Here is a 22,702-nt window from a genome sequence, read left to right on the forward strand (position 1 = left end):
GTCCGGGGGCGGGCCGTGCGTGCGATGGTCCGTGTCGGGCGGCGGGCCGGTCGAGATCCGGTCGTGCGGCGAGACGTAGACGCGGTCGTCGGTCGGCCCGGAGAAGGCGTCGAAGGACGTGCCCGGCGGAGCGCCGTAGTACGCACCCTGGGACGCGGTGGCGTCCGGTACGGGTTCGTCGTCCGGTTCTTCGCGCCTGGTGTGTCGTCCCATCCCATCCCTCTTCGATCAGAGGATGTATACCAAACCCGCACCAACCGTGCCTACAGGATGCCCTAACCCGCACGGGCGGTCTCGCTCCGTGCCCGGCGTCTCACGCCGGGAAATGATCCCACGCGCCGGACGGCGGCTCGCGGCCGTCCACGCGCACTCCCGCCCCCTCGCGGGCGCGTCCGATCACCGTCCAGGACGGCGGCAGGACGGCGTCCGGCGGGAAGGTTCCGGCGAAGGCGTGGTCCTCGCCTCCGGTGAGCGCGTGCCGCAGCCCGTCCGGGCCGAGGATCTCCGCGACGGGGACGGCGGACGAGTCGATCTCGATCCGGACGCCGCTCCCGTCCGCGATGTGCCCGAGGTCCTGGACGAGCCCGTCGCTCACGTCCAGCAGCGCCGTGGCGCCGTGCGAGCGGGCCTCCTCCCCCGCCGTGTACGGGGGTTCCGGACGGCGGTGCGCAGCGATCAGCTCGGCGGGGCCGTCGCGTCCTTCGGTGAGGAGCGCGAGCCCGGCGGCGGCGTGGCCGAGCCGCCCCCTGACGGCCACGACGTCGCCCGGACGCGCCCCGGACCGGGTGAGCGGCGCCGCGCCGCCCAGATCGCCGAGCGCGGTGACCGCGAGCATGACGGCGGGCGCGCCGACCACATCGCCTCCCGCGACGGACGCTCCCGCCGCGCGGCACTCGTCGGCGAGCCCGTCGTAGAGCCGTTCGGCCCATTCCGCCTCGGTGTCGGGTGGGGCGGCGAACCCGACGAGCAGCGCCGTGGGCCGGGCGCCCATCGCGACGACGTCGGCGAGGTTCTGCGCGGCGGCCTTGCGGCCGATGTCGTACGGGCCCGACCAGTCGCGGCGGAAGTGCCGGCCCTCCACGAGAAGGTCGGTGGTGGCCACGACACGCCCGTCCGGCGCGGCGACCACGGCCGCGTCGTCGCCGGGGCCGAGCCGCACGTCCGGCCCCTGCGGGAGCCGCCGCGTCAGCCGGGCGATCAGCCCGAACTCGCCCGCGTCCCCGATCGTGCCCATCCGCCCCATCCGCGCCGTTCCCCCGGTGTCTCCCCGTGTTCCCCGCGTGTTCCGGCCGTCCCGTTCGCGGCCGCCCGGGACGCGCCCGCCCCCGGCCACGCGCGGCGGCGCGTAACACGATACGGTGAACCGTCCGACGGTTGATTCTCCGCCCGGGGAGGACGTGATGGTGCAGGCCTACATCCTCATCCAGACCGAAGTCGGCAAGGCGGCCGAGGTGGCAAGCCACATATCCGGCATCACGGGCGTCACGCTGGCGGAGGACGTCACGGGACCGTACGACGTGATCGTCCGAGCGGAGGCGCGCAATGTCGACGAGCTCGGCAAGCTCGTCGTCGCCCAGATCCAGGCGGTCGAGGGCATCACCCGCACTCTCACCTGCCCGATTGTCCACATCTAGGCTCGCGCCCCTCCTGGCCGCCGGGCTGGCGCTGGTGCTCGCCGCGTGCGGCGACGGGGCGGTCCAGGTGCCCGTGCCGCAGCCGGACGCCGCCACCCGCCGCCTGTGCGCGGGGCTGCGGCTCCCCGAGAAGCTGCACGGGCAGCAGCGCCGCGACACCTCCCCCGGCTCACCGCTGACCGCCGCCTGGGGTTCGCCGCCGATCGCGCTGCGCTGCGGCGTGCCGCGTCCCGCGACGCTGTACCCCACGTCCCAGCTCGTGACGATCAACCGGATCGACTGGTTCGGGCAGCCCGTGGACCGTCCGGTCACGTTCACCGCCGTCGCGCGCCAGGCGTACGTCGAGGTGACCGTCCCGCCCAAGTACAACCCGGCCGGGGACGTCCTCATCGAGCTCGGCCCGGTGATCGAGGCGACGATCCCGCAGAAGCCCGAAGGCCAGATCTGATCTCGCCGCCCCGGTCCCGGTCCTGGGTCGTCAGGGCGCCAGGTCGACGCGGATGTCCTTGGTGGAGTCGGGGAGCAGGATGACCGTCGCGCCGTTGTGGCGCGTCCAGCCCACGGGGAGCAGGAACCAGCGGCCCCCCTCGTGCGCGAGCGTGCGCAGGCCGTTGTAGCGGTAGCTGAACGCGGCGTCCTTGGCGTCCAGCCGCAGGACGGCGACCCCGGATCCGGTGATGTGCAGGCGCTGCCGGGAGTAGACGACCGCCTGCGGGCTGGTGGGCAGCGACAGCTCGATGGCGCGGGCCGCGTCGATGCCGTGCTCCTGCGCCGCGTTGGCCGTCGCCCAGAAGGCCGCGATCAGGGCGAGCGCGATGAGCATCAGCCGCCGGACGGGACGGGTCGAGGCGAGGATCTCCGACCATCCGCCCCGCGCCACCCCGTAGCGCGTCGCGGCCTCGGCGACGTACTCCAGCAGGAGGGTCCCGCCGCCGAGTGCCGCGGGCGACAGGTAGGGGCCGCTGACCGCGTCGTCGGCGTGCCGGTGCAGGCTGACGGCGCCGATCGTGAGCAGGGTGAAGGCCAGGGCCGTGAGCAGCAGGCACACGAGCACCCGCATCCGGTGGGACGCGCCGCGCAGCAGATGGACGAGCAGGTGATGGGCGACGAGCGCGCCGACGCCGAACACCATCACCGACGCCAGCGGGGAGAACACCGGGCCCGCGCTCACCACGAGGTAGTCCGTCGTCGTGAAGCCGACCGTGCCGAGATCGATCCCGAAGTAGGAGAAGAGGGCCCGCTCGCGCACGTAGCCGAAGTAGTAGAGGATCGCCGTCAGCACACCGGTGGACGCGAGCACCCGCCCGGCGATCTCGACGAGCTGGCCGATCGCCCGCTGCCCACCGTCCGGCGCCGCCCCCGTATCGGGCGGTTCTCGGTCGGGCGCTTCGGCGCGCGCCCCGGTGGGCTCTTCGGACATCGGTCAGGATCCCGCGGGGCCCGGGCCGTCGTCCTCTTCGGGCGGGGCGTCCTCCGGGCTGTCCGGTTGGGGGTCGGGAGTGATCTCTGACCCGCCGCTCGGCCCCTCGGGCGTGGGCGACTCACCATCCGGCGACGCCGTTCCCTCGGGCGGCGACTCGTCGCCGGTCGCGGATTCGGGCGGGGGCGTCGCGGCGACGTCGAAGAACTCCGTCCTGGTCTTCACGCCGACCCGCAGGCACACGTTCCCCTGCCCGCCGCCGCACCTGGAGCTGTCCTTGATCTCGACGATCCCGGCCGGGTTGGAACTCGTCTCGTGCGCGATCATGCAGGGCGAGTCCGGACGGCACGGCCGCCGGTTCTTGAACTGCTCCTTGATGGACCGGGCGCACGCGTCGCCGCTCGCGTCAGTGATCTCGACGGCCTCCCGGCACGCCGCCGCGATCTCCTGCAGCTGCGCGTCGGAGATGCGGGTCTGCGCGACGTCCGTCGCCTGGGGCTGGACGTCGCCGCCGACGGCCAGGCCGCTCGGCTGCATCGGCAGCGGCGTGGTCGCTAGCGACGCCTCGTCCTTGCCGCCGCCGCACGCCACGGCGCAGAGCATCAGGATGAGCGCCCCGGCCGCGCGCCCTCGCCAAGACCCCATGCTCGCCCCCCGTCATCGCGTGGTGACCCCGCGCATGCGCGATGGGTTCCCCCAGGTCCGACCGTGAAACCGAGCGAGTTCGCGGTGAGGCGGGTGGGATTCGAACCCACTCAGCGCGAGGGCAACCGGGTTACAGCCGGACCCGACTCTCCGAACGTCGGCGCCGCCTCGGGCAACGGGCCACCACGGCCCGCGTCACGCGACCGCCATGCGGCCACGTCGTACCTCCGGAGGGATTCGAACCCCCATCGCACAGCACCTCATGCTGCCGTCTCTGCCGTTGGACTACGGAGGCATGCGTGCGGCTCCCGGGAGTCGAACCCGGAACGTCCACTTCCTGAGAGTGGCCTCTCTGCCTGTTGGAGTAGAGCCGCGAGAAGATTCGCGAGGTGGCGTCACTCGCGGCGGCTCAACCGGGGGGTCGTCAGGAGACGGGATACCGGCCGGGGCGGGCGTGCGACGCCGAGGGCAGTCGAAGTCGATACTGCTCAAGAGCCATGGCCGGTCCTCCTCTCAGAAGCCTCGTGTCTTGGACGGGCTGACGTCGTCCACAGTGCCAGCGGCCCGGAAACCGCCGCAACGCATTTTCCGGCGGGTCAGGTCTCGTCCGGGAGGGCCGCGCCGAAGGCGACGAGCGCCCAGAAGGCGACCATGACCCAGCCGAGCGCGATCCCGGTCACCGCGAGCCCCATCCCGCGCTCGCCGGAGCGCCGCAGCCGCGCCCACGCCATGTGCCCCGCGATGATCGCCGGAATGGACGGGAGCCCGCAGGTGATCAGCCCGACCGCGCCCATGGACACCGCGTAGATCGCGAGGCTGTTCATGGGCGGTTTGGCGTGCGGATTATGCGCTGCCTGCGGGTGATGCGCGGCCTGCGGATGGTGCGCGGCGACCTGGTACTGGTGGCCGGACGGCGGCGGCGTCGGGTAGCCGGTGTAGCCCTCGGGCCGCCGGTAGGCGGCGCCGCGGGCGGCGATCGCGTCGGCGTACCGGCTCCACGTCTCCGCCTCGGCCGTGCGGCCCTGCCCGTGCAGCAGCATGGCGAGGTTGCGCATCGCGGCCGGGTCACCGGCCTGGGCGGCCTGCCGGTACTGCCGCTCGACCAGCGCCTCCGCCTCCCCCACGGCGAGCGCCGGCGGCGGAGTCTGGACGGACCCTTGCGTCTGCTGCTGGACGCGTGGCTGCGTCTGGTGCTGCGCGGGGCGCTGTGGGCGGGGGTGGTCGCCGGTCGGCGCGGGCTGCCGGACGCCGCTGGAGATGAGCCCGTCCAGGAGGGACTGGGCGGACGGGCGCCGCGCCGGGTCCTTGGCGAGCGCCGAGCGGACGGCGTCGAGGAGCGAGCCGTCCAGCCCGCTCAGGTCCGGGTCGCCGCTGATGATCTGGTGGATGATCGCCGGGATCGAGGTGCCGCCGAAGCACGGGCCGCCGCGCGCGGCGAACGCCACGGTCGCGCCCCAGGCGAACACGTCGGACGCCGGTGTCGCGCCGCGCCCGTCGAGCTGCTCGGGGGCCATGAACGCGGGCGTGCCGACGATGCCGCCGGTCGCGGTGAGGCGCGTCCCGTCCAGGGAGCGGGCGATGCCGAAGTCGATGACCCGCGGGCCGAAGGTGGACAGCACCACGTTGGCGGGCTTCAGGTCGCGGTGGACGACGCCGGCGTCGTGGATGGCGGTCAGCGCGGTCGCGATCCCGACCGCGACGGCCTCCAGGTCGGCGCCGCGCAGCGCGCCGTCCGCGGCCACGGCCGCGTCCAGGCTCGGCCCGTTCACGAACTCGGTGACCAGGTAGGGCGGGTCGGCGCCGGGGTCGGCGTCCAGGACGGGCGCCGTGCAGAACGGCCGGACCCGCTGCGCCGCCGCGACCTCCGCCTCGAACCGCGCGCGGTACTGCCGGTCGGCGGCGAACTCGCGCCGGATCACCTTGATGGCGACCTTGCGTCCCGACCCGTCGAGCCCGGCGTACACCGTGCCCATCCCGCCCTCGCCGAGCCGGTCCACGACCCGGTACGGGCCGATGCGTTCCGGCAGGTCGCCATGCGACACGGACATTCTCCTCGGGGTGGATTACAGCCCCCCAAGCCTGGCACATCCGGCCGCTTCCCGCCGCCGAAGCCCGACCGGCGCGCCATCGGCGCCCCTACCCGGGAATACACCCCTTGGGGGTATATGTTACCGTCGCTGATAAGTACCCCCTAGGGGTATTCGACCTCGACGATTGGACGTCCCATGTCTCCGGACCCTCGGCGCTGGTGGGCGCTGGCCGTGCTCGCCACCGCGCAGTTCATGGTCATCATGGACACCTCGATCATCGGCGTGGCCCTCCCCGACATGCAGCGCGACCTCGGCTTCAGCCAGGGCGGGCTGCAGTGGGTCTTCAACGCCTACGTCGTCGCGTTCGGCGGCCTGCTGCTCCTCGGCGGCAAGCTGTCGGACCTGCTCGGCGCCCGCCGCGTCTTCGCCGCCGGATGGGCCGTGCTGATCGCCGGCTCGGTGATCGCGGCGGCCGCCGACGGCACCGCCGCGGAGCTCACCGGACGCGCCGTCCAGGGCGTCGGCTCCGCGCTGATCGCGCCCGCCGCGCTCACGCTCCTCATGGTCCTCTTCTCGGCGCGTCCGAGGGAGCTGGCCAAGGCGATGGCGTTCTACGGCGCCGCGGCCCCGGCCGGCGGCACCGCGGGCGTCTTCCTCGGCGGCGTCATCACCGAATGGCTGAGCTGGCCGTGGATCTTCATCATCTACGTCCCGATCGGCCTGGCCACGCTGGCGCTGGTCCCGTCGCTGCTGCCGCCCGTCCCGGGACGCCGCACGGGCCTGGACGTCCTCGGCGCGCTCGCGGTCACCGCCGGTCTCGGCCTCGCCGTCTACGCGATCGTCCAGGCGCCCGAGCGCGGCTGGGACGCCCCCGCCACCGTGCTCCAGCTGGGCGGCGCCGTCCTGCTGCTGGCGGCCTTCACGGGGATCCAGCGGCTGCTGCGCTCCCCGCTGATGCCGCTGTCGATCTGGCGGACGCCGAACCTCGCCGCCGCGAACGCGTCGATGATCGTCCTCGGCGCCGTGTGGATCCCGATGTGGTACTTCCTGAACCTCTACCTGCAGCAGGTCCTCGGCTACGGGGCGTTCCCCAGCGGCGCGGCCCTGCTTCCGATGACGGCGCTGATGACGGTGCTGATGGTCGGCGTCACCGGACGGCTCATCACCCGCTTCGGCACCAAGCCGCTCATCGTCACGGGCCTGGTCGTCCTCGCCGCCGGGCTGGCGATGCTCTCCACCGTGAGCCCCGGGGGGTCGTTCGCCGCGGACGTCCTGCCCGGCTCGCTGGTCTCCGCCGTCGGAATGTCGCTGGTCTTCATCCCGGCGACGATGGCCGCCATCGGGTCCGTCGCACCGGAGCAGGGCGGCCTGGCCTCCGGCATCGTCAACACCACCTACCAGGTCGGCTCCGCGATCGGCCTCGCCGCCATGACCGCGGTCGCCACGTCGCAGGGCGCCGACAGGCTGGGCGACCTGCCCATCCTCACGGACGGCTTCCAGGCCGCCTTCACCGGCGCCGCGATCATCGCCCTGGCCGGAGCCGCGCTGGCATTCCTCACCCACCGAACCCGCCCGGCCCCGCAACCCCAGAAGACCGAAGAACCGACCGCGAGCATCCGCTGAACGACCACGCCGTGCCCGGACACCCCGTCCGGGCACGGCACCTTTCCTCTCGGCTCCGAAGCCTCAGCCGGCGGTGGCGGTATGGCGAAAAGTCGGTATCCGGGGGGAACCTGAGGGGCGCGGCGGGCGTCCAATGTCAATGCGTGGACGCTCCTTCGTGTCGGTCGCGACCGTAGCGGTGCTCGCCGGGTCCACCGGCTGCAGCGGGTCGTCCGGCCCCGATGACCCGCCGCTTCCAGCGCCGCCGATGCGGCTCGTGGCCTACGACGGGTGCGACGCCCTCCTGGACGGCCTGCGCAAGGCGACGGCCGGCAAGGTCGGGCCCTACGGGCTGAGCGACGGGTCCCCGATGTTCGCGGTGCCCGAGGGTGACACCGCCACGCGGAAGGGGCCGCAGGCCGCCCAGGCGCCCGGCGGCGGGCAGGGTGCGCCTCCGCAGCACTCCACGACCAACTCCCATGAGGCGGGCGCGGACGAGCCCGACCTCGTCAAGACCGACGGGCGCCGGATCGTGACGCTCGCGGACGGCGAGCTCCAGGTCATCGACCCCGCCACCCGCAAGATCACCCACACGCTCGACATCCCCGGCCCGCGGGGTTTCGGCCCGGACGGCGGCGGCCAGATGCTGCTGAGCGGTGACCGCGTGCTCGTGATGACGCAGCGCACGATGATGATCCCGTACGGGCGGCCGTCGATGCCGGGGATGGAGAGCTCGGCCAAGCCGGCCCGGCCTGCGTCGTCGACGCGGTTGACGCTGATCGACATCTCCGGCGCACCGAAGGTCGTCGGGACGATGACGACCGAGGCCGACTACATGGACGCGCGGCAGAGCGGCTCCACGGTGCGGGTCGTGATGCGGTCCAGGCCGCGGATCGACTTCCCGACCCGGGACCCGTGGAGCGGCGACGGCCGGACCGATCGCCGGAAGGATGAGGACGAGGCCGTCAAGGCGAACCGGGCGGCCGTGATGAAGGCGCCGCTCGACGCCTGGCTGCCCTCGTTCCAGGTGGACGCTGGGAACGGCGGCGCCGGGAAGAAGTACCAGCCGCCCTGTGACCAGGTCAGCCGTCCGGCGTCGTATGCCGGGTCGTCCATGCTGAGCGTTCTGACGTTCGATCTGGCGCAGGGGCTGGGCGATCCGCAGGCCATCGCCGTCACCGCCGAGGGGTCGACCGTCTACGGCAACGGGAAGAGCCTCTACGTCACCGGCACTCCCCCGCAGCCGTTCGTCCCGATGCCGAGAAGGTCGTCGGCCAAGCCTCCCGAGCAGCGCACCGATGTCTACAAGTTCGACGTCGGCGGCAAGGGGCGTCCCCGCTATGTGGCGTCCGGCTCGGTGAAGGGCGACCTGCTCAACCAGTACTCGATGTCGGAGCACGGCGGGAACCTGCGGCTGGCCACGACCACCAGCCGGTTCGACCCGGGCGACCGGTCGTCGCAGAGCGCGGTGTACGTGCTGGCGCGGCGCGGCGACCGGCTCGACGAGATCGGACGCGTCGACGGCCTCGGCAAGGGCGAGCGGATCTACTCCGTCCGGTTCATCGGCCCGGCCGCGTACGTCGTCACGTTCCGGCAGGTCGACCCGCTGTACGTGCTCGACCTGGCCGACCCGCGCCGGCCCCGCCGCACCGGCGAGCTGAAGATCCCCGGCTACTCCGCCTACCTGCATCCGGTCGGCGACGGACGGCTCCTCGGCGTCGGGCAGGACGCCGACACGTCCGGGCGGAGGCTCGGGCTGCAGGTCTCGCTCTTCGACGTGAAGTCCGCTCCGCGGCGGCTCGACGTCTATCGGCTTCCGGGGGCCAACGCCGCCGCCGAGTTCGAGCCGCACGCGTTCCTGTACTGGCCCGCGACGGGTCTCACGGTCATCCCCGCAACCGACCAGCGGGACGGTGGCGGTGAGGCCATCGTCCTCAAGGTCGAGGGTGACAAGGTGCGCCGGCTGGGCGCCGTGACCCATCCGGAGGACGACGGGTACGGGCGGTCGATCCGGCGGTCGCTGATCGTGGGCGACACGCTCTGGACGATCTCCGACGCCGGCGCCCGCGCGACGGGCATCGCCGACCTGAAGGAACGCGCCTGGCTCGCCTTCGACTAGCGCAGGCCGGTCGCCGAGCGGCTAGCGCAGACCGGTCGGGCGGTGCAGGGCCGTCTGGATCAGGCGGTCGACCAGCGCCGGGTAGTCGAGGCCGGTCGCGGCCCACATCTGCGGGAACGCCGACGCGGGCGTGAAGCCGGGCATGGTGTTGATCTCGTTGAGGATCCAGCGGCCGTCCGGCGTGTGGAAGAAGTCGACGCGGGCGAGCCCCTCGCAGTCGAGGGCGTCGAACGCGCGGACGGCGAGGCGGCGGACCTCCTCGATCGCGGCGGGCGGCAGGTCCGGCGGGATGGCCATGCTGGTGGCGCCGTCGAGGTACTTGGTCTCGAAGTCGTAGAAGTCGTGGCCGCCCGCCATCAGCACCTCGGCGGGCAGGCTCGCCTCGGCGGGGCCGTCGTCGAGGCCCTGCAGCACGCCGCACTCGATCTCGCGGCCGTCGATGGCGGCCTCCACGATGACCTTCGGGTCGTGCTCGCGGGCCGCGTCCACGGCGGCCTCCAGGCCGGCCTCGTCGGTGACGCGGCTGATGCCCATGCTGGACCCGGCGCGGGACGGCTTGACGAACACGGGCCGCCCGTCCCGGAGGCCCAGCTCCTTGATCTCGTCTATCTTGCGCTTGCGCTCGCGCCGCCACTCCCGGTCGCCGACCAGGACGTACGGGCCGACGGGCAGGTCCTGCGCCTGCCAGACGAGCTTCATGAACCCCTTGTCCATGCCGACCGCGCTGGCCAGGACCCCGGCCCCGACGTACCGGACGCCCGCCAGGTCGAGGAGGCCCTGGATGGTGCCGTCCTCGCCGTAGGGGCCGTGCAGCAGCGGCAGGACGACGTCGACGTCGCCGAGCCGTTCGGGGACCTTGCCCTGCTCGACGACCATCAGGCCGCGGCTGTCGGGGTCGAACGGCAGCGCGAGGACGCCGCCGGACCCGGGCACCTCGGGCAGCCGGCCGTCCTCGATCGCGAGCCGCAGGTCGCCGGGCGGCAGCACCCAGCGGCCGTCGCGGGCGATGCCGATCGGCACCACCTCGTACCGGTCCCGGTCGATGGCGGCCATGACGGCCCCCGCGGTGACGCAGGAGATCGCGTGCTCGGAGCTGCGACCGCCGAAGACCACGGCCACGCGGATCTTTGAAGCCTGGGACATGAGGCCCGACCCTACCGTTGATCAGCCGGGATCGGCCACGAGCGCCCGGGCGCGGCGATCATGTCAGACCCCGTACCGTTCCGGCTTCGGGGACCGGGAGATCAGCGAGATCGCCGCCTCCTTGATCGGCATGCCGTGGTGCAGGACGGCGGTGACGGCCTCGGTGATCGGCATCTCGACGTTGTGCTTGCGGGCCAGCTCCAGCACCGCCTCGGACGACTTGACGCCCTCCGCGGTCTGCTTGGTGACGGCGACGACCTCGTCCAGCGTCATGCCGCGGCCCAGGTTCTCGCCGAACGTGCGGTTGCGCGACAGCGGCGACATGCACGTCCCGACGAGGTCGCCCATCCCGGCGAGCCCGGCGAAGGTGTGCTCGTCGGCGCCGAGCGCGGCGCCGAGCCGGGCGATCTCGGCGAGCCCGCGGGTCATCAGCAGCGCCTGCGTGCTGGCGCCGAACCCGAGCCCGACCGACATGCCCACGCACAGCGCGACGATGTTCTTCACCGCGCCGCCCAGCTCGCAGCCGACCACGTCGGTGGTGGTGTAGACGCGGAAGTACGGCGTCATCGTCGCCGCCTGGAGGCGTCGCGCGGCGTCCTCGTTCGCGCAGGCGGCGACGGCCGCGCCGGGCTCCCCGCCCGCCACTTCGCGGGCCAGGTTGGGGCCGCAGAACACGGCGACGCGCTCCTCGGGCACGTCCGCGACCTCGCAGATGACCTCCGACATCCGCCGGGACGTGCCGATCTCGACGCCCTTCATCAGGCTGACGAGCACCGCGTCCGGCGGCAGCAGCGGCACCCACGCGGAGAGGTTCTGCCGGAGCGTCTGCGCCGGGACGGCCAGCGCGACGAAATCGGCGCCCCGGAGCGCCTCGGCCGGGTCGAGCGTCGCGCGGACGGTCTCCGGCAGCGTGACGCCGGGCAGGTAGTCGGGGTTCTCGTGCCGCTCGTTCACGGCCTCGACGACCTCGGGGCGCCGGCCCCACAGGACGACCTCGCCGCCCGCGTCGTGCAGCAGCTTGGTGAACGTCGTCCCCCAGGACCCGGCCCCCATGACCGCGGTGCGGAACGTCACGAGCCGTCCGCCTTCGTTTCCGCCGGGTCGGGCACGGTCGCCGCCGCGCGGCGGCGCTCGTCCAGGACGCGGTGGTGGTCGTAGCGGTCCTTCGGCGGCTCCTGGCCGCGCAGGTCGCCGAGCAGCCCGGTGATGGCGGCCATGATGGCGTCGGTGGCGGCGCGCAGCGTCTCCCGGCTGAGCGGGCGCCCCTCGTACGCCGACAGGTCGACGGGCGGCCCCGCGACGACCTTCATCGTCTTGCGCGGGAACGGGTGGAACCCCTTCTTCAGGCTTCCCGCGAGGCCCGTCTGCTCGGCCTTCGTGTACGGCATCAGCTCGTGCGCGCCCCAGTTCGCCACGGGGACGACCTTCGCGCCCGTCTTCAGCGCCAGCCGCGCCACCCCTGTCTGCCCGGTCATGGGCCACAGGTCGGGGTCGCGGGTGCAGCTGCCTTCCGGGTAGACGACCAGGCACTCGCCGTCCAGCAGGGCCTGCTCGGCGTCCTTGAGGACGAGGGACGCGTCGTCGTGGTCGCGGTAGACGGGGATCTGGCCGGTGCCGCGCAGCACGCTCTTGATGAACCGCACGTCGAACAGCGTCGACTTGGCCAGGTAGACGGGGTAGCGCCCGGACGCGCAGACGAAGTGCGCGAGCGCGAGCGGGTCGGCTTCGGAGATGTGGTTGGCGGCGATGATGACGCCGCCCTCCCCCGGCACGTTGCCGCGGCCCCGCCAGTCACGTTTCAGCAGCCCGGACAGCAGCGGCCGCAGGATGACGATGGTGAGCTTCCGCCAGCCCGGCGAATACGCGTGGCCCATGGCTCGTCTCCTCCTCATCCATCCAACGTGAACGCAGGGTTCACCCAAGTGTCGCGGTTGCGTGCGCATAGTGTCGAGTTGCCATGTCTACCGCAGACCTTCTCCAGTGGTCGCTCGTCGTGCCGGTCAAGGTGCTGGCCCGCGCGAAGACCCGCATGTCCGCCGCCGCGGGCCCGCACCGCGAGCGGCTCGCGCTGGCGGTGGCGGCCGACACGGTCGCCGCCGCGCTGCGCTGTGACCGGGTTCGCACCGTGATCGTCGTCACCGACGACCCCCTTCCCGCCGCCGAGCTCGCCGCGCTCGGCGCGCGCGTCGTGCCCGACGTCCCGGACGCGGGCCTGAACCCGGCGCTCGGCTACGGCGCCCGCCGCGGCCGCGAGTTCGCCGCGGAGGCGGGCGTGGACGCGGGCGTCGGCGCGCTGTCAGCCGATCTGCCCGCTTTGCGCCCCCTTGAACTGGCACGCGTCCTGGACGCGGCCGCCCGCTCGCCCGAGGCGTTCGTGCCGGACGCGGCGGGCACCGGAACGACCCTGTACACGACCCGTCCGGGCGTCCCGTTCTCGCCCGCCTTCGGCGCCGACTCCCGTGCCGCGCACCGCGCCCGCGGCGCCCGCGAGCTCCTGCTGCCGGGCACCGACACCGTCCGCCGCGACGTGGACACCCTCGACGACCTCCGCGCGGCGCTCGCGCTCGGCGCCGGGCCCCGGACCGCCGCCGTCGCCGCCGAACTCCCCGCGCTCGCCTAGAGCCCGGGGTATGCCTATGGTTCGGTTATGCAAGGCACGGTGAAGGAGTACGACGCGGAGACCCGCTCGGGCAGCGTGCTGCTCGACGACGGGACGGAGCTGCCCTTCGACGCGGACGCGTTCGCGGCCGGCGGCCTGCGGCTGCTGCGCTTCGGCCAGCGCGTGAACCTCGCGATGGACGACGACCGCATCTCGCTCGTGACGCTTTCCACGTTCCCCTGTTAGCCCAGGGGGCGACCCCCTGGAACCCCCGTCACGAGCCGGTCGGTCGTGCGACCTCCGGCGCTGGGCGCCTCCGGCCGCACGACCCGTGACCCGGCTGATGCATTCCTCGGAAGGGGGCGGACATGCGACAGCGCCCGGTCCGTCTTCAGGACGGACGCGGGCGCTGTCGGGTGACGCTACGCCTTTCCGGCCACCCGGTTCTTGAAGTCGGCGCCGGCCTTGAACTTCGGCACGGACGTCGCGGGAACCTGGATGGTCTTGCCCGTTGCGGGATTGCGGGCCGTACGGGCAGGCCGGTCGGCCTTCTCGAACGAACCGAACCCGGTGATCGCGACCTTGTCGCCCTTCGCGACGGCGGTCTGGATCGCGTCCAGGATGGCGTCGACGGCCTCGGCTGCGGCCTTCTTGCTGCCCAGTTGGTCAGAGATGGCGTCGACCAGCTCACGCTTGTTCATGGGTTACTCCTCTAGTTCCCCCCTTGCCCGAACGAAACTAAGGGACCCCAGGCATGGACACAATCACCTGCACGCACGAGTTGGCGTGTCGCTGGCGTTTTTGTCGGCCTCGCCCCCGTCTCGCCGGGTGACCGGACCGGATCCGGCCACTGGGCACGCTAACCGACGTCGGGGGTCTCGTGGAAATCGGCGAGGAACGTCTCCAGCCTGCGGGCGGCCAGTTCGGGGTCCCTTTTCGCCAGGTCGGTGATCGACAGCAGATGGCGGATCAGCCGCCGGCGGGACGGCGCGGGCAGCGGCGCGACGGCCCGGTGAGCGTCACGCAACTGCCGCGCTAGCTGCGTCAACGCAGGGTCGTCAAACTCCGGCCCGATCCACGGGACCGTGCTCAATACATGCCTCCGAACGGTCGAACGGGTCTTCGCACTAGGAGAATTCTCCCTGGTCGCGGTTCCCGTCCGTCCACCCGGGGCCGAAAAAGCCGTGAACGGCCTATACCAACGCCCTACACGGTCGTGGGGAACCAGGGGCGGCGGGTGGCCTCGAAATCGGTGATCGCGTCGGCGTGGCGGAGGGTGAGGCCGATGTCGTCCAGGCCCTCCATGAGGCGCCAGCGGGTGTAGTCGTCGATCTCGAACGCGGCGGTGACGCCGTCCCAGCGGACCTCGCGGTTCTCCAGGTCGACGGTGATCTCCAGCGCGGGGTCCTTCTCGATGCGCGTCTGGAGGTCGTCGACCTGCTCGCCGGTGAGGACGACGGGCAGCAGGCCCATCTTCGTGGAGTTGTTGCGGAAGATGTCGCCGAAGCGCGGCGCGATGACGACGCGGAAGCCGTACTGCTGCAGCGCCCAGACGGCGTGCTCGCGGGACGACCCGGTGCCGAAGTCGGGCCCGGCGACCAGGACGCCCGCGCCGTCGTGCCGCGGCTGGTTCAGCACGAAGTCCGGGTCCTCGCGCCAGGAGGAGAACAGGCCCTTGTCGAACCCGGTGCGGCTGACCTGCTTCAGCCAGACGGCCGGGATGATCTGGTCGGTGTCGACGTTGCTGCGGCGCAGCGGGACGCCGCGCCCGGTGTAGGTGGTGAACGCTTCCATCGGTTTCCTTACAGGTCGGTGTCGTTCTGGGGGGACGACCCCCCAGACCCCCCGGCGGCTTCGCCGAGGTCTTGGGGGGCGGTCAGGCGGCCGGTGACGGCGGTGGCGGCGGCGACGGCGGGCGACACCAGGTGGGTGCGGCCGCCGGGTCCCTGCCGGCCCTCGAAGTTGCGGTTGGACGTGGACGCGCTGCGCTCGCCGGGCGTGAGCTTGTCGGGGTTCATCGCCAGGCACATGGAGCAGCCCGCCTCGCGCCATTCGGCGCCGGACGCGGTGATGACCTCGTCCAGGCCCTCCTCCTCGGCCTGCTTCTTGACCCTCATGGAGCCGGGGACGACCAGCATGCGGACGCCGTCGGCGACCTTGCGGCCCTTCAGGACGCCCGCGACGGCGCGCAGGTCCTCGATGCGGCCGTTGGTGCAGGAGCCGACGAAGACGGTGTCGACGGCGATGTCGCGCAGCGGCGTCCCGGCCGTGAGGCCCATGTACTCCAGGGCGCGCTCGGCGCTCTGCCGCTGGACCGGGTCGTCGAAGGACGCGGGGTCGGGCACGGACTCGCCGAGCGGCAGCCCCTGGCCCGGGTTGGTGCCCCAGGTGACGAACGGCGTCAGCTCGGCCGCGTCGATCACGACCTCCTTGTCGAAGACCGCGTCGTCGTCGGTGCGCAGGGACGTCCAGTACTCGACGGCCTTGTCCCAGTCGTCCCCGGACGGGGCGTGCGGGCGGCCCTTGAGGTACTCGAATGTGGTCTCGTCCGGCGCGATCATCCCGGCGCGGGCGCCCGCCTCGATGGACATGTTGCAGACCGTCATCCGGCCCTCCATCGACAGCGACCGGATCGCCTCGCCGCGGTACTCGATGATGTGGCCCTGGCCGCCGCCGGTGCCGATCCGCGCGATGACCGCGAGGATGAGGTCCTTGGCGGTGACGCCCTCGGGCAGCGCGCCGTTCACGGTGACGGCCATGGTCTTCGGCTGGATCTGCGGCAGCGTCTGGGTGGCGAGGACGTGCTCGACCTCGCTGGTGCCGATGCCGAACGCGAGCGCGCCGAACGCGCCGTGCGTGGAGGTGTGCGAGTCGCCGCACACGACGGTCATGCCGGGCTGGGTGAGGCCGAGCTGCGGCCCGATGACGTGGACGATGCCCTGCCCGTCGTCGCCCATCGGGTGCAGCCGGACGCCGAAGTCGGAGCAGTTCTTGCGCAGCGTCTCGACCTGGGTGCGCGACACCGGGTCGGCGATGGGCTTGAGCAGGTCCGTCGTCGGGACGTTGTGGTCCTCGGTGGCGATGGTGAGGTCGGGGCGGCGGACGGGGCGGCCCGCCATCCGCAGCCCGTCGAACGCCTGCGGGCTGGTGACCTCGTGCACCAGGTGCAGGTCGATGTAGAGGAGATCGGGCTCGCCCTCGGCGCGCCGTACGACATGCGCGTCGTACACCTTCTCGGCCAGTGTTCGGCCCATCGCTCTCCCACCTCGCTGTGTGACGGTCGTCTGGTCGCCTTCTCCGACTTGCATCTCAAATAACGAGACGGCAATATCAAGGCATGGACAACTCTAGCGGAGTCGGCGTACTGGACAAAGCCGTTCTCGTTCTGAACGCGCTGGAAGCGGGCCCCGCGTCGCTCGCGCAGCTGGTCCAGACGACCGGGCTGGCCCGTCCCACCGCCCACCGGCTGGCCGTCGCGCTGGAGCACCATCGTCTCGTCCACCGGGACATGCAAGGGCGTTTCATCCTGGGCCCGCGGCTCGCCGAGCTGGCGGTCGCGGCCGGCGAGGACCGCCTCCTCGCGATCGCCCAGCCGGTGCTGGCCCAGCTCCGCGACCTGACGGGCGAGAGCGCCTCGCTGTTCCGGCGGCAGGGGGACGTCCGGGTCTGCGTGGCCTCGGCGGAGCGCACCAGCGGCCTTCGCGACACGATCCCGGTCGGCGCGGCGCTGCCGATGACGGCGGGGTCGGCCGCGCAGGTCCTGCTGGCCTGGGAGGAGCCCGACCGGCTGCACCGCGGGCTGCGCGGGGCGAAGTTCGAGGCGGCCACGCTGGCGTCGGTCCGGCGGCGCGGCTGGGCACAGAGCGTCGGCGAGCGCGAGCAGGGCGTCGGGTCGGTCTCCGCCCCGATCCGCGGCGCCGCCGGACGGGTGATCGCCGCCGTCTCGGTGTCCGGACCGCTCGAACGCCTCACCCGCTCCCCCGGGCGCCTCCACGCGGGCCCGGTCGCCGCCGCCGCCGAGAAGATCTCCGACGGCATGCGCCGCACCGCCTCCTGACCCGTCCCGCGACCCCGCCCGAGTGCTCCACAAGGCCCTGACCTGACCCGACGTTCCCCCATAACTCGGACACCCATTGGATAGTGCCGGTATCTAATTGCTCGCCCTCGATAGCGTTAACCTCCGGCAAAGGGGGGTTCGACGGTGCAGATCTCCGAGCTCAGCGATCGGAGCGGCCTGACGGTCCAGACGATCAAGTTCTACATCCGGGAGGGCCTGCTCCCGAAGGGCTCGGCGGTGAGCGCGACGCGGTCGGAGTACGACGGCCGCCATCTGGAACGGCTGCGGCTGATCAGCGCGCTGCGCGAGGTCGGCGACCTGCCCGTGTCGGCGATCCAGCAGATCATCGCCGCGATCGAGGACGACCGCGTCACCCTGCACGACCTGTTCGCCACCACCCAGCACGCGATCGGCCCGCACGTCGCCGCGCCGCACGACCCGCACTGGCGCGCCGCCCGCGAAGACGTCGACGCCCTCGTCCGCGAGCTCGGCTGGGACGTCGGCGACCGCGCCCCCGCCCGCGACCTGCTCGCCCACACGTTCGTGGCGCTGCGCCGCCTCGGCTTCCCGATCACCCTCCGCGACCTGCGCCCCTACGTGAACGCCGCGCGGGACGTCGCCGAGCACGAGATCGGCCGCGTCGCCGCCGGGACGCCCCGCGCCCGGACCGTCCATTCGCTTTTGGTGTCGACCGTCCTGTACGAGCAGGTTCTGACGGCCCTGCACCGGCTCGCGCAAGAGGACGCCTCGTCCCGCCGCTTCGGCAAATCCTGACCGGCCCGCGCCCCACCCGACCTGCGGTCTCGTCACCAATTCCGGGATGACAAGTCGGAATTGCCATTCATATACCCGGCGGTAAGGCATGTGCACCCGTCGCCTAACATGAATGGACGATGACCGCCACCCAGTCCCCGAAGTCCCGCAGTGGCAGGTGGGCCGATCGCCTGCTGGCCGAGGGCAGCGACCCCGACCCGCGCTTCTCGCTCGCCAACGAGCGCACCTTCCTCGCCTGGATCCGGACGGCGCTGGCGCTGATCGCCGCCGGCATCGGGCTGGCGCTCGCCGACGACCTGGTCGAGGCGCCGCTGCGGCACGTCCTCGCCGTCGGCTTCGCCGGGGCCGGGGCCCTGGTCGCCGCGCTCGCGTTCCGCCGCTGGCTGCGCACCGAGCGCGCCCTGCGCCGCGCCGAGACGCTCCCGCCGCCCGCGCTCGCCCCGATCATGGCGTACGGGCTGGCGGCCGCCGCGCTCGTCCTGCTGGTGGCCGTCCTGGCGACCCGATGAGGCTGTGGGATCCGGGCGCGCAGCCCGAGCGGACCGCGCTGGCCTGGTCGCGCACCACGCTCGCTTTAGTCGCCGCTGGACTGCTGTGCGTGCGGCTCGCGCCGTCGGTGCCCGGGGCCGCAGTCGCGGCGGCCGTCGTCTGCGGCGGCGCGGCGCTGCAGCTGCGGCGGAGCCGGGCGAGCTTCCACCACCGCCGGCGCCGCCTGCCCGAGGGCGGCGGCGCGGCCGACCCCGCCTCCGTCCTGCTCGCCACCGCGCTGACGATCCTGCTCGCCGTGACGGCCGTGCTCCTCGCCCTGTAGCCATGCCGGGCGCGCATGGCCACCATGCGGAGTCTTCGCTGGTGTCATGGCCTGATGGCGCTTAGCGTCGTAGCGCCAATCACGGTCAGACATATCGAAAAGGAATTCACGGATGCGCGTCACGTTCGACAATCCCGGGAGCGTCCCTCCGCCGCCGCGGCCCGTCTACTCGCACACCGCGCTGGTGACGCCGGGCCCGCTGCTGTACGTGTCGGGGCAGGTCGCTCTGGACGAGGACGGCAGGATCGACGCGCCGGGCGACATGAAGCGCCAGGCCGAGGTTACGTTCGGCTACATCGGGAAGATCCTCGCCGCGCACGGGGCGGGCTTCGCCGACATCGTCAAGATCCAGACGTTCGTCACGGACATCGACCTGCTTTCCGACTACGTCGCGGGCCGGGAGCCGTTCCTCAAGGACCACCGCCCGGTCAGCACGACGGTCGAGGTGTCACGCCTGTTCCACCCGGACGCGCTGCTGGAGGTCGAGCTCGTCGCCGTGCCGGGCGCCTAGCCCGCCCGTTTTCAGGGGCGGAGTTCTCCGGCCACGTCGCGCAGGTCCGCCAGGAACGCGGTGACGGCCGGGGACCTGCGCGCGTGCCGCCCGACCGCGGCGTAGACCGTCCTGCGCGGCTGATCGGGGGCCACGCCGCGCAGGACGACGCCGTCCCGCGCCACCGCCGCGGCGGCGAGCGCCGGGACGAGCGTGACGCCGAACCCCTCCGCGACCAGGCCCAGCTTGGAGATCCACTCGGCGGCCCTGATCGGCGTCTCCGGCACGAACCCGGCGACCTCGCAGCGGGCGCGCATGGTGGCGACCGCCTCGGGGTCGTCGGCGACGATCCACGGCTCGTCCGCCAGGTCGGCGAGCGAGACGCGGCGGTGCGCGGCGAGCGGATGGGTGCTGGGCAGCGCGACGAGGAGCGCGTCGTCGGCGAGGGTGACCAGGTCGTCGGCGTCGATGGACGGGTGCTTGTGCGTGCTGACCACGGCGATGTCGAGGTCGCCCGCCTCCAGCATCGGCAGCAGCCGCTCGGTCATGCCCTCGCGCAGCAGCGGCCGGACGCCCGGATGCCGGGCCCGGAACCGGGCGAGCGCGCGCGGCACCAGCGCGGCGTTCGCCGTGGGGAACGCGCCGAGCCGCAGCGTCCCGGTGTCGAGGCGGCGCAGCCCGTCGAGCGCGCGGGCGGTGTCGGCGAGCCGGTCGAGGAGCCCGCGCGCGTGCGGCAGCAGGTACTCCCCCGCCGGAGTGGGCCGGACGCCTCGCGCGCCGCGCGCGAACAGCTCCACGCCGCACACGTCCTCCAGCGCCGCGATCTGCCGGGAGACGGCGGACTGCGTGTAGCCCTCGGCCGCCGCGGCGGCGGTGAACGAGCCGAGGTCGGCGACGGCGACGAACGTCCGCAGCAGGACGGGATCAAGGGCTTCGGCGCGCACGTCCCGGAGCATACGTGCACGCCGGATAGGGTCGGCGCATGCCCGGGAGCCGGCCGTTCGTCAGCCTCGCCACCGATTTCGGCGCCGCCTACACCGGTATCTGCGCGGGCGTCGTGTACTCCATCGCCCCGGCGGCGACGGTGCTCGTCCTGTCCGACGAGATCACGCCGTACGCGGTCGCCGAGGGCGCGATGCTGCTCCGGCAGGCGCTGCCCTACGTTCCGGTCGGCGTGCACGTCGGGATCGTCGACCCGGGCGTCGGCACGCGGCGGCTACCCGTCGCGGTCGAGACCGGGCGCGGTGACGTGCTGGTCGGCCCCGACAACGGCCTGCTCGTCCCGGCGGCGGAAGCGCTGGGCGGCGTCGTGCGGGCGCACGTCCTGGAGAACGCGGCGTACCGGCTGCCCGCCGTGTCGGCGTCGTTCCACGGTCGCGACATCTTCTCCCCCGCCGCCGCGCACATCGCCATGGGCGTGGACGTGGCCGAACTGGGCCCGCCCGCCGAGCCGCTGCCGCTGGACGTCCCGTCCCCCGCCGTCGCGCCCGGCGCGGTGACCGCCCCGATCCTGTACACCGACCGCTTCGGCAGCCTCGTCCTGAACGCCGCCCCGGACGAGCTGGACGCCGCGTTCGGCCCGCTGGAGTACGGCACGCCTCTGGAGCTGTCCTGGCCGGGCGGCGGGCGGGCGGTGCGGGTCACGTTCGAGGAGACGTTCGGCGGGGTCGCGCCCGGCGAGCCGCTGGTGTGGGTCGACTCGTCCGGGCGGCTGGGCCTGGCGGTCAACCAGGGCTCCGCCGCCGGCCGCTTCGGGCTCCGCGAGCCGGGCGCCGTCACGCTCCGGCGGGCGGACTGACCGCCGTGGCAGAACTCGACGTCGTCGCGTGGATCCAGGTGTCGGACGGGCGGATGCTCGCCGTCCGCTCGCGCGGCCGCGACCTCCTCTACCTCCCGGGAGGTAAGCGCGAGCCGGGCGAGGACGACTGGTCGGCGCTGTCCAGGGAGGTCCGCGAGGAGCTCGGCCTGGAGCTCGACCGGACGTCCTTCCAGAAGCTCGGCGTCATCCGCGCACCGGCCCACGACCAGCCCGCGTACGCCCACGTGCGCATGGCGTGCTTCACGGCGTCCTACCGGGGCGCGATGGCGGCGGCCGGCGAGGTGGACGAGTACCGCTACGTCGGACGGCGCGAACGCCATCTCCTCGCACCCGCCGCCCAGGCCGCCCTCGACCTGGCCGACCGCCACGGCCTCCTCGCCTGACCGGCGCCGCGACCGACTCGCCCGGACGGCGCCGCCGCCTCAGGGCCCGTCACTCGTGCCTCGACCGTCCCAACATCATCGACGGCCTCCGGTTCGATGCCCTGACGACGCGCGACGCCATCGATCGGGCGACACGCTGCCCGAAAATGGCCATTTCTGGCGCGCATCACCGGTTTGCGTAATTCATCCGGCTAGGCTGTGCCGCCGGTCGCGCCGCAGGAGATTCCGGGGGGTCACATGGCGGAGGTCCATCACTTTTCCTACGGGCTGCTGACGCCCGTCCTGGCCTACGTCCTGTCCGTCACAGGTTCCCTGCTCGGACTGCTGTGCACCGCGCGGGCGCGGGGCTCCGCCAGCCGCTCGCGCGGGCTGTGGCTGATCCTCGCGGCGCTGGCGATCGGCGGAACCGGGATCTGGGTGATGCACTTCATCGCGATGCTCGGCTTCAGCGTCCCGGGCGCCGAGATCCGCTACGACGTGCCTCTCACGATGCTGAGCTGCGCCGTCGCCATCGTGGTGGTCGCGATCGGGCTGTTCATCGTCGGTTTCCGGGTCGCCGGCCCCGGCTCGATCGTGACCGGCGGCGTCATCATGGGGCTCGGCGTGGCGAGCATGCACTACATGGGCATGGCGGCCATGAACATGTCCGGGCACGTCGACTACCGGGCGGGCCTGGTGGCGCTGTCGGTGGTGATCGCCGTGGTGGCGGCCTCCGTGGCGCTCTGGTTCGCGCTGAGCATCCGGGGCGGATGGGCGACCGCCGGGGCCGCGCTGATCATGGGTGTCGCGGTGACCGGCATGCACTACACCGGCATGGCGGCGATGCGCGTCACCGTCCACGAGGACATGGCGGCGCCCACCGGGGCGGCCGCCACCGACTTCCTGATGCCGCTCATCGGCGGCATCGGCGTGATGTCGATCATCCTGCTGGCGATCATCGCGATGGCCCCGACCGAGGACGAGCTGCGCGTCGAGGCGGCGCTGCGGGAACGGATCCGGGCGCGGGAGGCCGGAGGAGCGCCCCATCCGCCGACCATGCCGCCGGGGCCGGTCGAACCGCCGCGGACCCGCTCCACCGGCGAATGGTTCGACGGCGGCCCGGGCACTGACGGCGCCGGTCGCGAGTACGCCCCTTAGTCCGCCTCAGGGTCGTCCCGTACGCCCGGGGCGGTACCG

27 protein-coding genes and 3 tRNA genes are annotated in these 22,702 nt (G+C 72.9%); 14 read left to right on the top strand and 16 right to left on the bottom strand.

Annotated features, from left to right (window positions below):
• The coding region (locus E1264_RS21580; RefSeq protein WP_165964288.1) for a hypothetical protein at nt 1–213 on the bottom strand (213 nt) is incomplete at its 3' end.
• A 100-nt stretch (nt 214–313) separates the two neighbouring features.
• A complete protein-coding gene (locus E1264_RS21585) occupies nt 314–1,234 on the bottom strand; it encodes a thiamine-phosphate kinase (protein WP_132176298.1) in 921 nt (306 codons plus the stop codon).
• Nucleotides 1,235–1,400: 166 nt separating this feature from the next.
• On the opposite strand from E1264_RS21585, the gene E1264_RS21590 reads away from it, so the two are divergent.
• On the top strand, nt 1,401–1,634 hold the full coding sequence (locus E1264_RS21590) for an Lrp/AsnC ligand binding domain-containing protein (RefSeq protein ID WP_131967567.1): 234 nt from the start codon (nt 1,401–1,403) through the stop codon (nt 1,632–1,634).
• Nucleotides 1,621–2,082, top strand: a complete 462-nt coding sequence (locus E1264_RS21595) for a DUF3515 domain-containing protein (protein ID WP_243711076.1) — start codon at nt 1,621–1,623, stop codon at nt 2,080–2,082. Before E1264_RS21590 ends, E1264_RS21595 begins: the two co-directional genes overlap by 14 nt.
• Nucleotides 2,083–2,112: 30 nt before the next feature.
• On the opposite strand, the gene E1264_RS21600 is transcribed toward E1264_RS21595, so the two are convergent.
• The 6 genes from E1264_RS21600 to E1264_RS21620 form a co-directional block, all read right to left on the bottom strand.
• The gene (locus E1264_RS21600) at nt 2,113–3,054 is read right to left on the bottom strand and encodes a hypothetical protein (RefSeq protein WP_132176302.1); all 942 of its coding nucleotides are present in this window, start codon (nt 3,052–3,054) and stop codon (nt 2,113–2,115) included.
• Between the two features lie 3 nt (nt 3,055–3,057).
• The gene (locus tag E1264_RS21605; RefSeq protein WP_132176304.1) at nt 3,058–3,699 is read right to left on the bottom strand and encodes a hypothetical protein; all 642 of its coding nucleotides are present in this window, start codon (nt 3,697–3,699) and stop codon (nt 3,058–3,060) included.
• Between the two features lie 85 nt (nt 3,700–3,784).
• Nucleotides 3,785–3,869: transfer RNA gene (locus E1264_RS43555), tRNA-Tyr, on the bottom strand.
• A 52-nt stretch (nt 3,870–3,921) separates the two neighbouring features.
• Nucleotides 3,922–3,994 (bottom strand) — tRNA-Leu (locus E1264_RS21610).
• A gap of 5 nt (nt 3,995–3,999) precedes the next feature.
• Nucleotides 4,000–4,073, bottom strand: a tRNA-Leu gene (locus E1264_RS21615).
• Nucleotides 4,074–4,295: 222 nt separating this feature from the next.
• Nucleotides 4,296–5,741: a protein kinase gene (locus E1264_RS21620; protein WP_165964289.1), complete on the bottom strand. Its 1,446-nt coding sequence runs from the start codon at nt 5,739–5,741 to the stop codon at nt 4,296–4,298.
• 183 nt (nt 5,742–5,924) lie between these two features.
• On the opposite strand from E1264_RS21620, the gene E1264_RS21625 reads away from it, so the two are divergent.
• Both E1264_RS21625 and E1264_RS21630 read left to right on the top strand, forming a co-directional pair.
• Nucleotides 5,925–7,352 (top strand): MFS transporter, encoded by a 1,428-nt coding sequence (locus E1264_RS21625; protein ID WP_132176308.1) that lies wholly within the window; start codon nt 5,925–5,927, stop codon nt 7,350–7,352.
• A 157-nt stretch (nt 7,353–7,509) separates the two neighbouring features.
• Nucleotides 7,510–9,450, top strand: a complete 1,941-nt coding sequence (locus E1264_RS21630; RefSeq protein ID WP_165964290.1) for a beta-propeller domain-containing protein — start codon at nt 7,510–7,512, stop codon at nt 9,448–9,450.
• Between the two features lie 21 nt (nt 9,451–9,471).
• Here E1264_RS21630 and E1264_RS21635 read toward each other — a convergent pair whose 3' ends face one another.
• The 3 genes from E1264_RS21635 to E1264_RS21645 all read right to left on the bottom strand — a co-directional run bounded on the left by E1264_RS21635 (nt 9,472) and on the right by E1264_RS21645 (nt 12,467).
• Nucleotides 9,472–10,593 (bottom strand): D-alanine--D-alanine ligase family protein, encoded by a 1,122-nt coding sequence (locus E1264_RS21635; protein ID WP_132176312.1) that lies wholly within the window; start codon nt 10,591–10,593, stop codon nt 9,472–9,474.
• A gap of 63 nt (nt 10,594–10,656) precedes the next feature.
• Nucleotides 10,657–11,646 (bottom strand): NAD(P)H-dependent glycerol-3-phosphate dehydrogenase, encoded by a 990-nt coding sequence (locus E1264_RS21640; RefSeq protein ID WP_132176346.1) that lies wholly within the window; start codon nt 11,644–11,646, stop codon nt 10,657–10,659.
• 17 nt (nt 11,647–11,663) lie between these two features.
• On the bottom strand, nt 11,664–12,467 hold the full coding sequence (locus E1264_RS21645) for a lysophospholipid acyltransferase family protein (protein ID WP_207936067.1): 804 nt from the start codon (nt 12,465–12,467) through the stop codon (nt 11,664–11,666).
• Between the two features lie 83 nt (nt 12,468–12,550).
• On the opposite strand from E1264_RS21645, the gene cofC reads away from it, so the two are divergent.
• Nucleotides 12,551–13,213 (top strand): 2-phospho-L-lactate guanylyltransferase, encoded by a 663-nt coding sequence (gene cofC, locus E1264_RS21650; protein WP_132176316.1) that lies wholly within the window; start codon nt 12,551–12,553, stop codon nt 13,211–13,213.
• Between the two features lie 27 nt (nt 13,214–13,240).
• A complete protein-coding gene (locus E1264_RS21655; RefSeq protein WP_132176318.1) occupies nt 13,241–13,438 on the top strand; it encodes a hypothetical protein in 198 nt (65 codons plus the stop codon).
• A 176-nt stretch (nt 13,439–13,614) separates the two neighbouring features.
• Here E1264_RS21655 and E1264_RS21660 read toward each other — a convergent pair whose 3' ends face one another.
• From E1264_RS21660 to leuC, 4 genes are all read right to left on the bottom strand, one after another.
• Nucleotides 13,615–13,893 carry an HU family DNA-binding protein gene (locus E1264_RS21660; protein WP_132176320.1) on the bottom strand — a complete coding sequence of 93 codons (279 nt, stop codon included), beginning with the start codon at nt 13,891–13,893 and terminating at the stop codon, nt 13,615–13,617.
• Between the two features lie 158 nt (nt 13,894–14,051).
• Nucleotides 14,052–14,240: a hypothetical protein gene (locus E1264_RS21665; RefSeq protein WP_243711077.1), complete on the bottom strand. Its 189-nt coding sequence runs from the start codon at nt 14,238–14,240 to the stop codon at nt 14,052–14,054.
• Between the two features lie 158 nt (nt 14,241–14,398).
• Nucleotides 14,399–14,986, bottom strand: coding sequence for a 3-isopropylmalate dehydratase small subunit (gene leuD, locus E1264_RS21670; RefSeq protein ID WP_132176324.1), 588 nt, complete (start codon nt 14,984–14,986; stop codon nt 14,399–14,401).
• An 8-nt stretch (nt 14,987–14,994) separates the two neighbouring features.
• Complete coding sequence (leuC, locus tag E1264_RS21675; protein ID WP_132176326.1) at nt 14,995–16,446, bottom strand: 3-isopropylmalate dehydratase large subunit; 1,452 nt, start codon at nt 16,444–16,446, stop codon at nt 14,995–14,997.
• Between the two features lie 83 nt (nt 16,447–16,529).
• Between leuC and E1264_RS21680 the strand changes: the two genes are divergently transcribed.
• The 5 genes from E1264_RS21680 (at nt 16,530) to E1264_RS21700 (ending at nt 19,345) form a co-directional block, all read left to right on the top strand.
• Nucleotides 16,530–17,249 (top strand): IclR family transcriptional regulator, encoded by a 720-nt coding sequence (locus E1264_RS21680; protein WP_132176328.1) that lies wholly within the window; start codon nt 16,530–16,532, stop codon nt 17,247–17,249.
• A gap of 144 nt (nt 17,250–17,393) precedes the next feature.
• Nucleotides 17,394–18,023: a MerR family transcriptional regulator gene (locus E1264_RS21685; protein ID WP_132176330.1), complete on the top strand. Its 630-nt coding sequence runs from the start codon at nt 17,394–17,396 to the stop codon at nt 18,021–18,023.
• Between the two features lie 119 nt (nt 18,024–18,142).
• Nucleotides 18,143–18,532: a DUF202 domain-containing protein gene (locus tag E1264_RS21690; RefSeq protein ID WP_132176332.1), complete on the top strand. Its 390-nt coding sequence runs from the start codon at nt 18,143–18,145 to the stop codon at nt 18,530–18,532.
• On the top strand, nt 18,529–18,834 hold the full coding sequence (locus E1264_RS21695; RefSeq protein ID WP_132176334.1) for a DUF202 domain-containing protein: 306 nt from the start codon (nt 18,529–18,531) through the stop codon (nt 18,832–18,834). The genes E1264_RS21690 and E1264_RS21695 overlap by 4 nt, the downstream gene beginning before the upstream one ends.
• Nucleotides 18,835–18,946: 112 nt before the next feature.
• Nucleotides 18,947–19,345: a RidA family protein gene (locus E1264_RS21700; protein ID WP_132176336.1), complete on the top strand. Its 399-nt coding sequence runs from the start codon at nt 18,947–18,949 to the stop codon at nt 19,343–19,345.
• 11 nt (nt 19,346–19,356) lie between these two features.
• Here E1264_RS21700 and E1264_RS21705 read toward each other — a convergent pair whose 3' ends face one another.
• Nucleotides 19,357–20,268, bottom strand: a complete 912-nt coding sequence (locus tag E1264_RS21705) for a LysR family transcriptional regulator (protein ID WP_279491133.1) — start codon at nt 20,266–20,268, stop codon at nt 19,357–19,359.
• 38 nt (nt 20,269–20,306) lie between these two features.
• On the opposite strand from E1264_RS21705, the gene E1264_RS21710 reads away from it, so the two are divergent.
• The 3 genes from E1264_RS21710 to E1264_RS21720 all read left to right on the top strand — a co-directional run bounded on the left by E1264_RS21710 (nt 20,307) and on the right by E1264_RS21720 (nt 22,663).
• A complete protein-coding gene (locus E1264_RS21710) occupies nt 20,307–21,122 on the top strand; it encodes an SAM-dependent chlorinase/fluorinase (RefSeq protein WP_132176340.1) in 816 nt (271 codons plus the stop codon).
• 5 nt (nt 21,123–21,127) lie between these two features.
• On the top strand, nt 21,128–21,526 hold the full coding sequence (locus E1264_RS21715) for an NUDIX domain-containing protein (protein WP_132176342.1): 399 nt from the start codon (nt 21,128–21,130) through the stop codon (nt 21,524–21,526).
• Nucleotides 21,527–21,763: 237 nt separating this feature from the next.
• Nucleotides 21,764–22,663 (top strand): MHYT domain-containing protein, encoded by a 900-nt coding sequence (locus E1264_RS21720; RefSeq protein ID WP_132176344.1) that lies wholly within the window; start codon nt 21,764–21,766, stop codon nt 22,661–22,663.
• Nucleotides 22,664–22,702: the final 39 nt, after the last annotated feature.

It is taken from the genome of Actinomadura sp. KC216 (assembly GCF_004348535.1).
GTDB lineage: Bacteria > Actinomycetota > Actinomycetes > Streptosporangiales > Streptosporangiaceae > Spirillospora.

Coding starts and splice junctions, on each gene's coding strand:
- E1264_RS21585 (WP_132176298.1), bottom strand. CDS start 1,234: ATGGGCACGATCGGGGACGCGGGCGAGTTCGGGCTGATCGCCCGGCTG.
- E1264_RS21590 (WP_131967567.1), top strand. CDS start 1,401: ATGGTGCAGGCCTACATCCTCATCCAGACCGAAGTCGGCAAGGCGGCC.
- E1264_RS21600 (WP_132176302.1), bottom strand. CDS start 3,054: ATGTCCGAAGAGCCCACCGGGGCGCGCGCCGAAGCGCCCGACCGAGAA.
- E1264_RS21605 (WP_132176304.1), bottom strand. CDS start 3,699: ATGGGGTCTTGGCGAGGGCGCGCGGCCGGGGCGCTCATCCTGATGCTC.
- E1264_RS21625 (WP_132176308.1), top strand. CDS start 5,925: ATGTCTCCGGACCCTCGGCGCTGGTGGGCGCTGGCCGTGCTCGCCACC.
- E1264_RS21635 (WP_132176312.1), bottom strand. CDS start 10,593: ATGTCCCAGGCTTCAAAGATCCGCGTGGCCGTGGTCTTCGGCGGTCGC.
- E1264_RS21640 (WP_132176346.1), bottom strand. CDS start 11,646: ATGGGGGCCGGGTCCTGGGGGACGACGTTCACCAAGCTGCTGCACGAC.
- E1264_RS21645 (WP_207936067.1), bottom strand. CDS start 12,467: ATGGGCCACGCGTATTCGCCGGGCTGGCGGAAGCTCACCATCGTCATC.
- cofC (WP_132176316.1), top strand. CDS start 12,551: ATGTCTACCGCAGACCTTCTCCAGTGGTCGCTCGTCGTGCCGGTCAAG.
- E1264_RS21655 (WP_132176318.1), top strand. CDS start 13,241: ATGCAAGGCACGGTGAAGGAGTACGACGCGGAGACCCGCTCGGGCAGC.
- E1264_RS21660 (WP_132176320.1), bottom strand. CDS start 13,893: ATGAACAAGCGTGAGCTGGTCGACGCCATCTCTGACCAACTGGGCAGC.
- leuD (WP_132176324.1), bottom strand. CDS start 14,986: ATGGAAGCGTTCACCACCTACACCGGGCGCGGCGTCCCGCTGCGCCGC.
- leuC (WP_132176326.1), bottom strand. CDS start 16,446: ATGGGCCGAACACTGGCCGAGAAGGTGTACGACGCGCATGTCGTACGG.
- E1264_RS21680 (WP_132176328.1), top strand. CDS start 16,530: ATGGACAACTCTAGCGGAGTCGGCGTACTGGACAAAGCCGTTCTCGTT.
- E1264_RS21690 (WP_132176332.1), top strand. CDS start 18,143: ATGACCGCCACCCAGTCCCCGAAGTCCCGCAGTGGCAGGTGGGCCGAT.
- E1264_RS21695 (WP_132176334.1), top strand. CDS start 18,529: ATGAGGCTGTGGGATCCGGGCGCGCAGCCCGAGCGGACCGCGCTGGCC.
- E1264_RS21700 (WP_132176336.1), top strand. CDS start 18,947: ATGCGCGTCACGTTCGACAATCCCGGGAGCGTCCCTCCGCCGCCGCGG.
- E1264_RS21710 (WP_132176340.1), top strand. CDS start 20,307: ATGCCCGGGAGCCGGCCGTTCGTCAGCCTCGCCACCGATTTCGGCGCC.
- E1264_RS21720 (WP_132176344.1), top strand. CDS start 21,764: ATGGCGGAGGTCCATCACTTTTCCTACGGGCTGCTGACGCCCGTCCTG.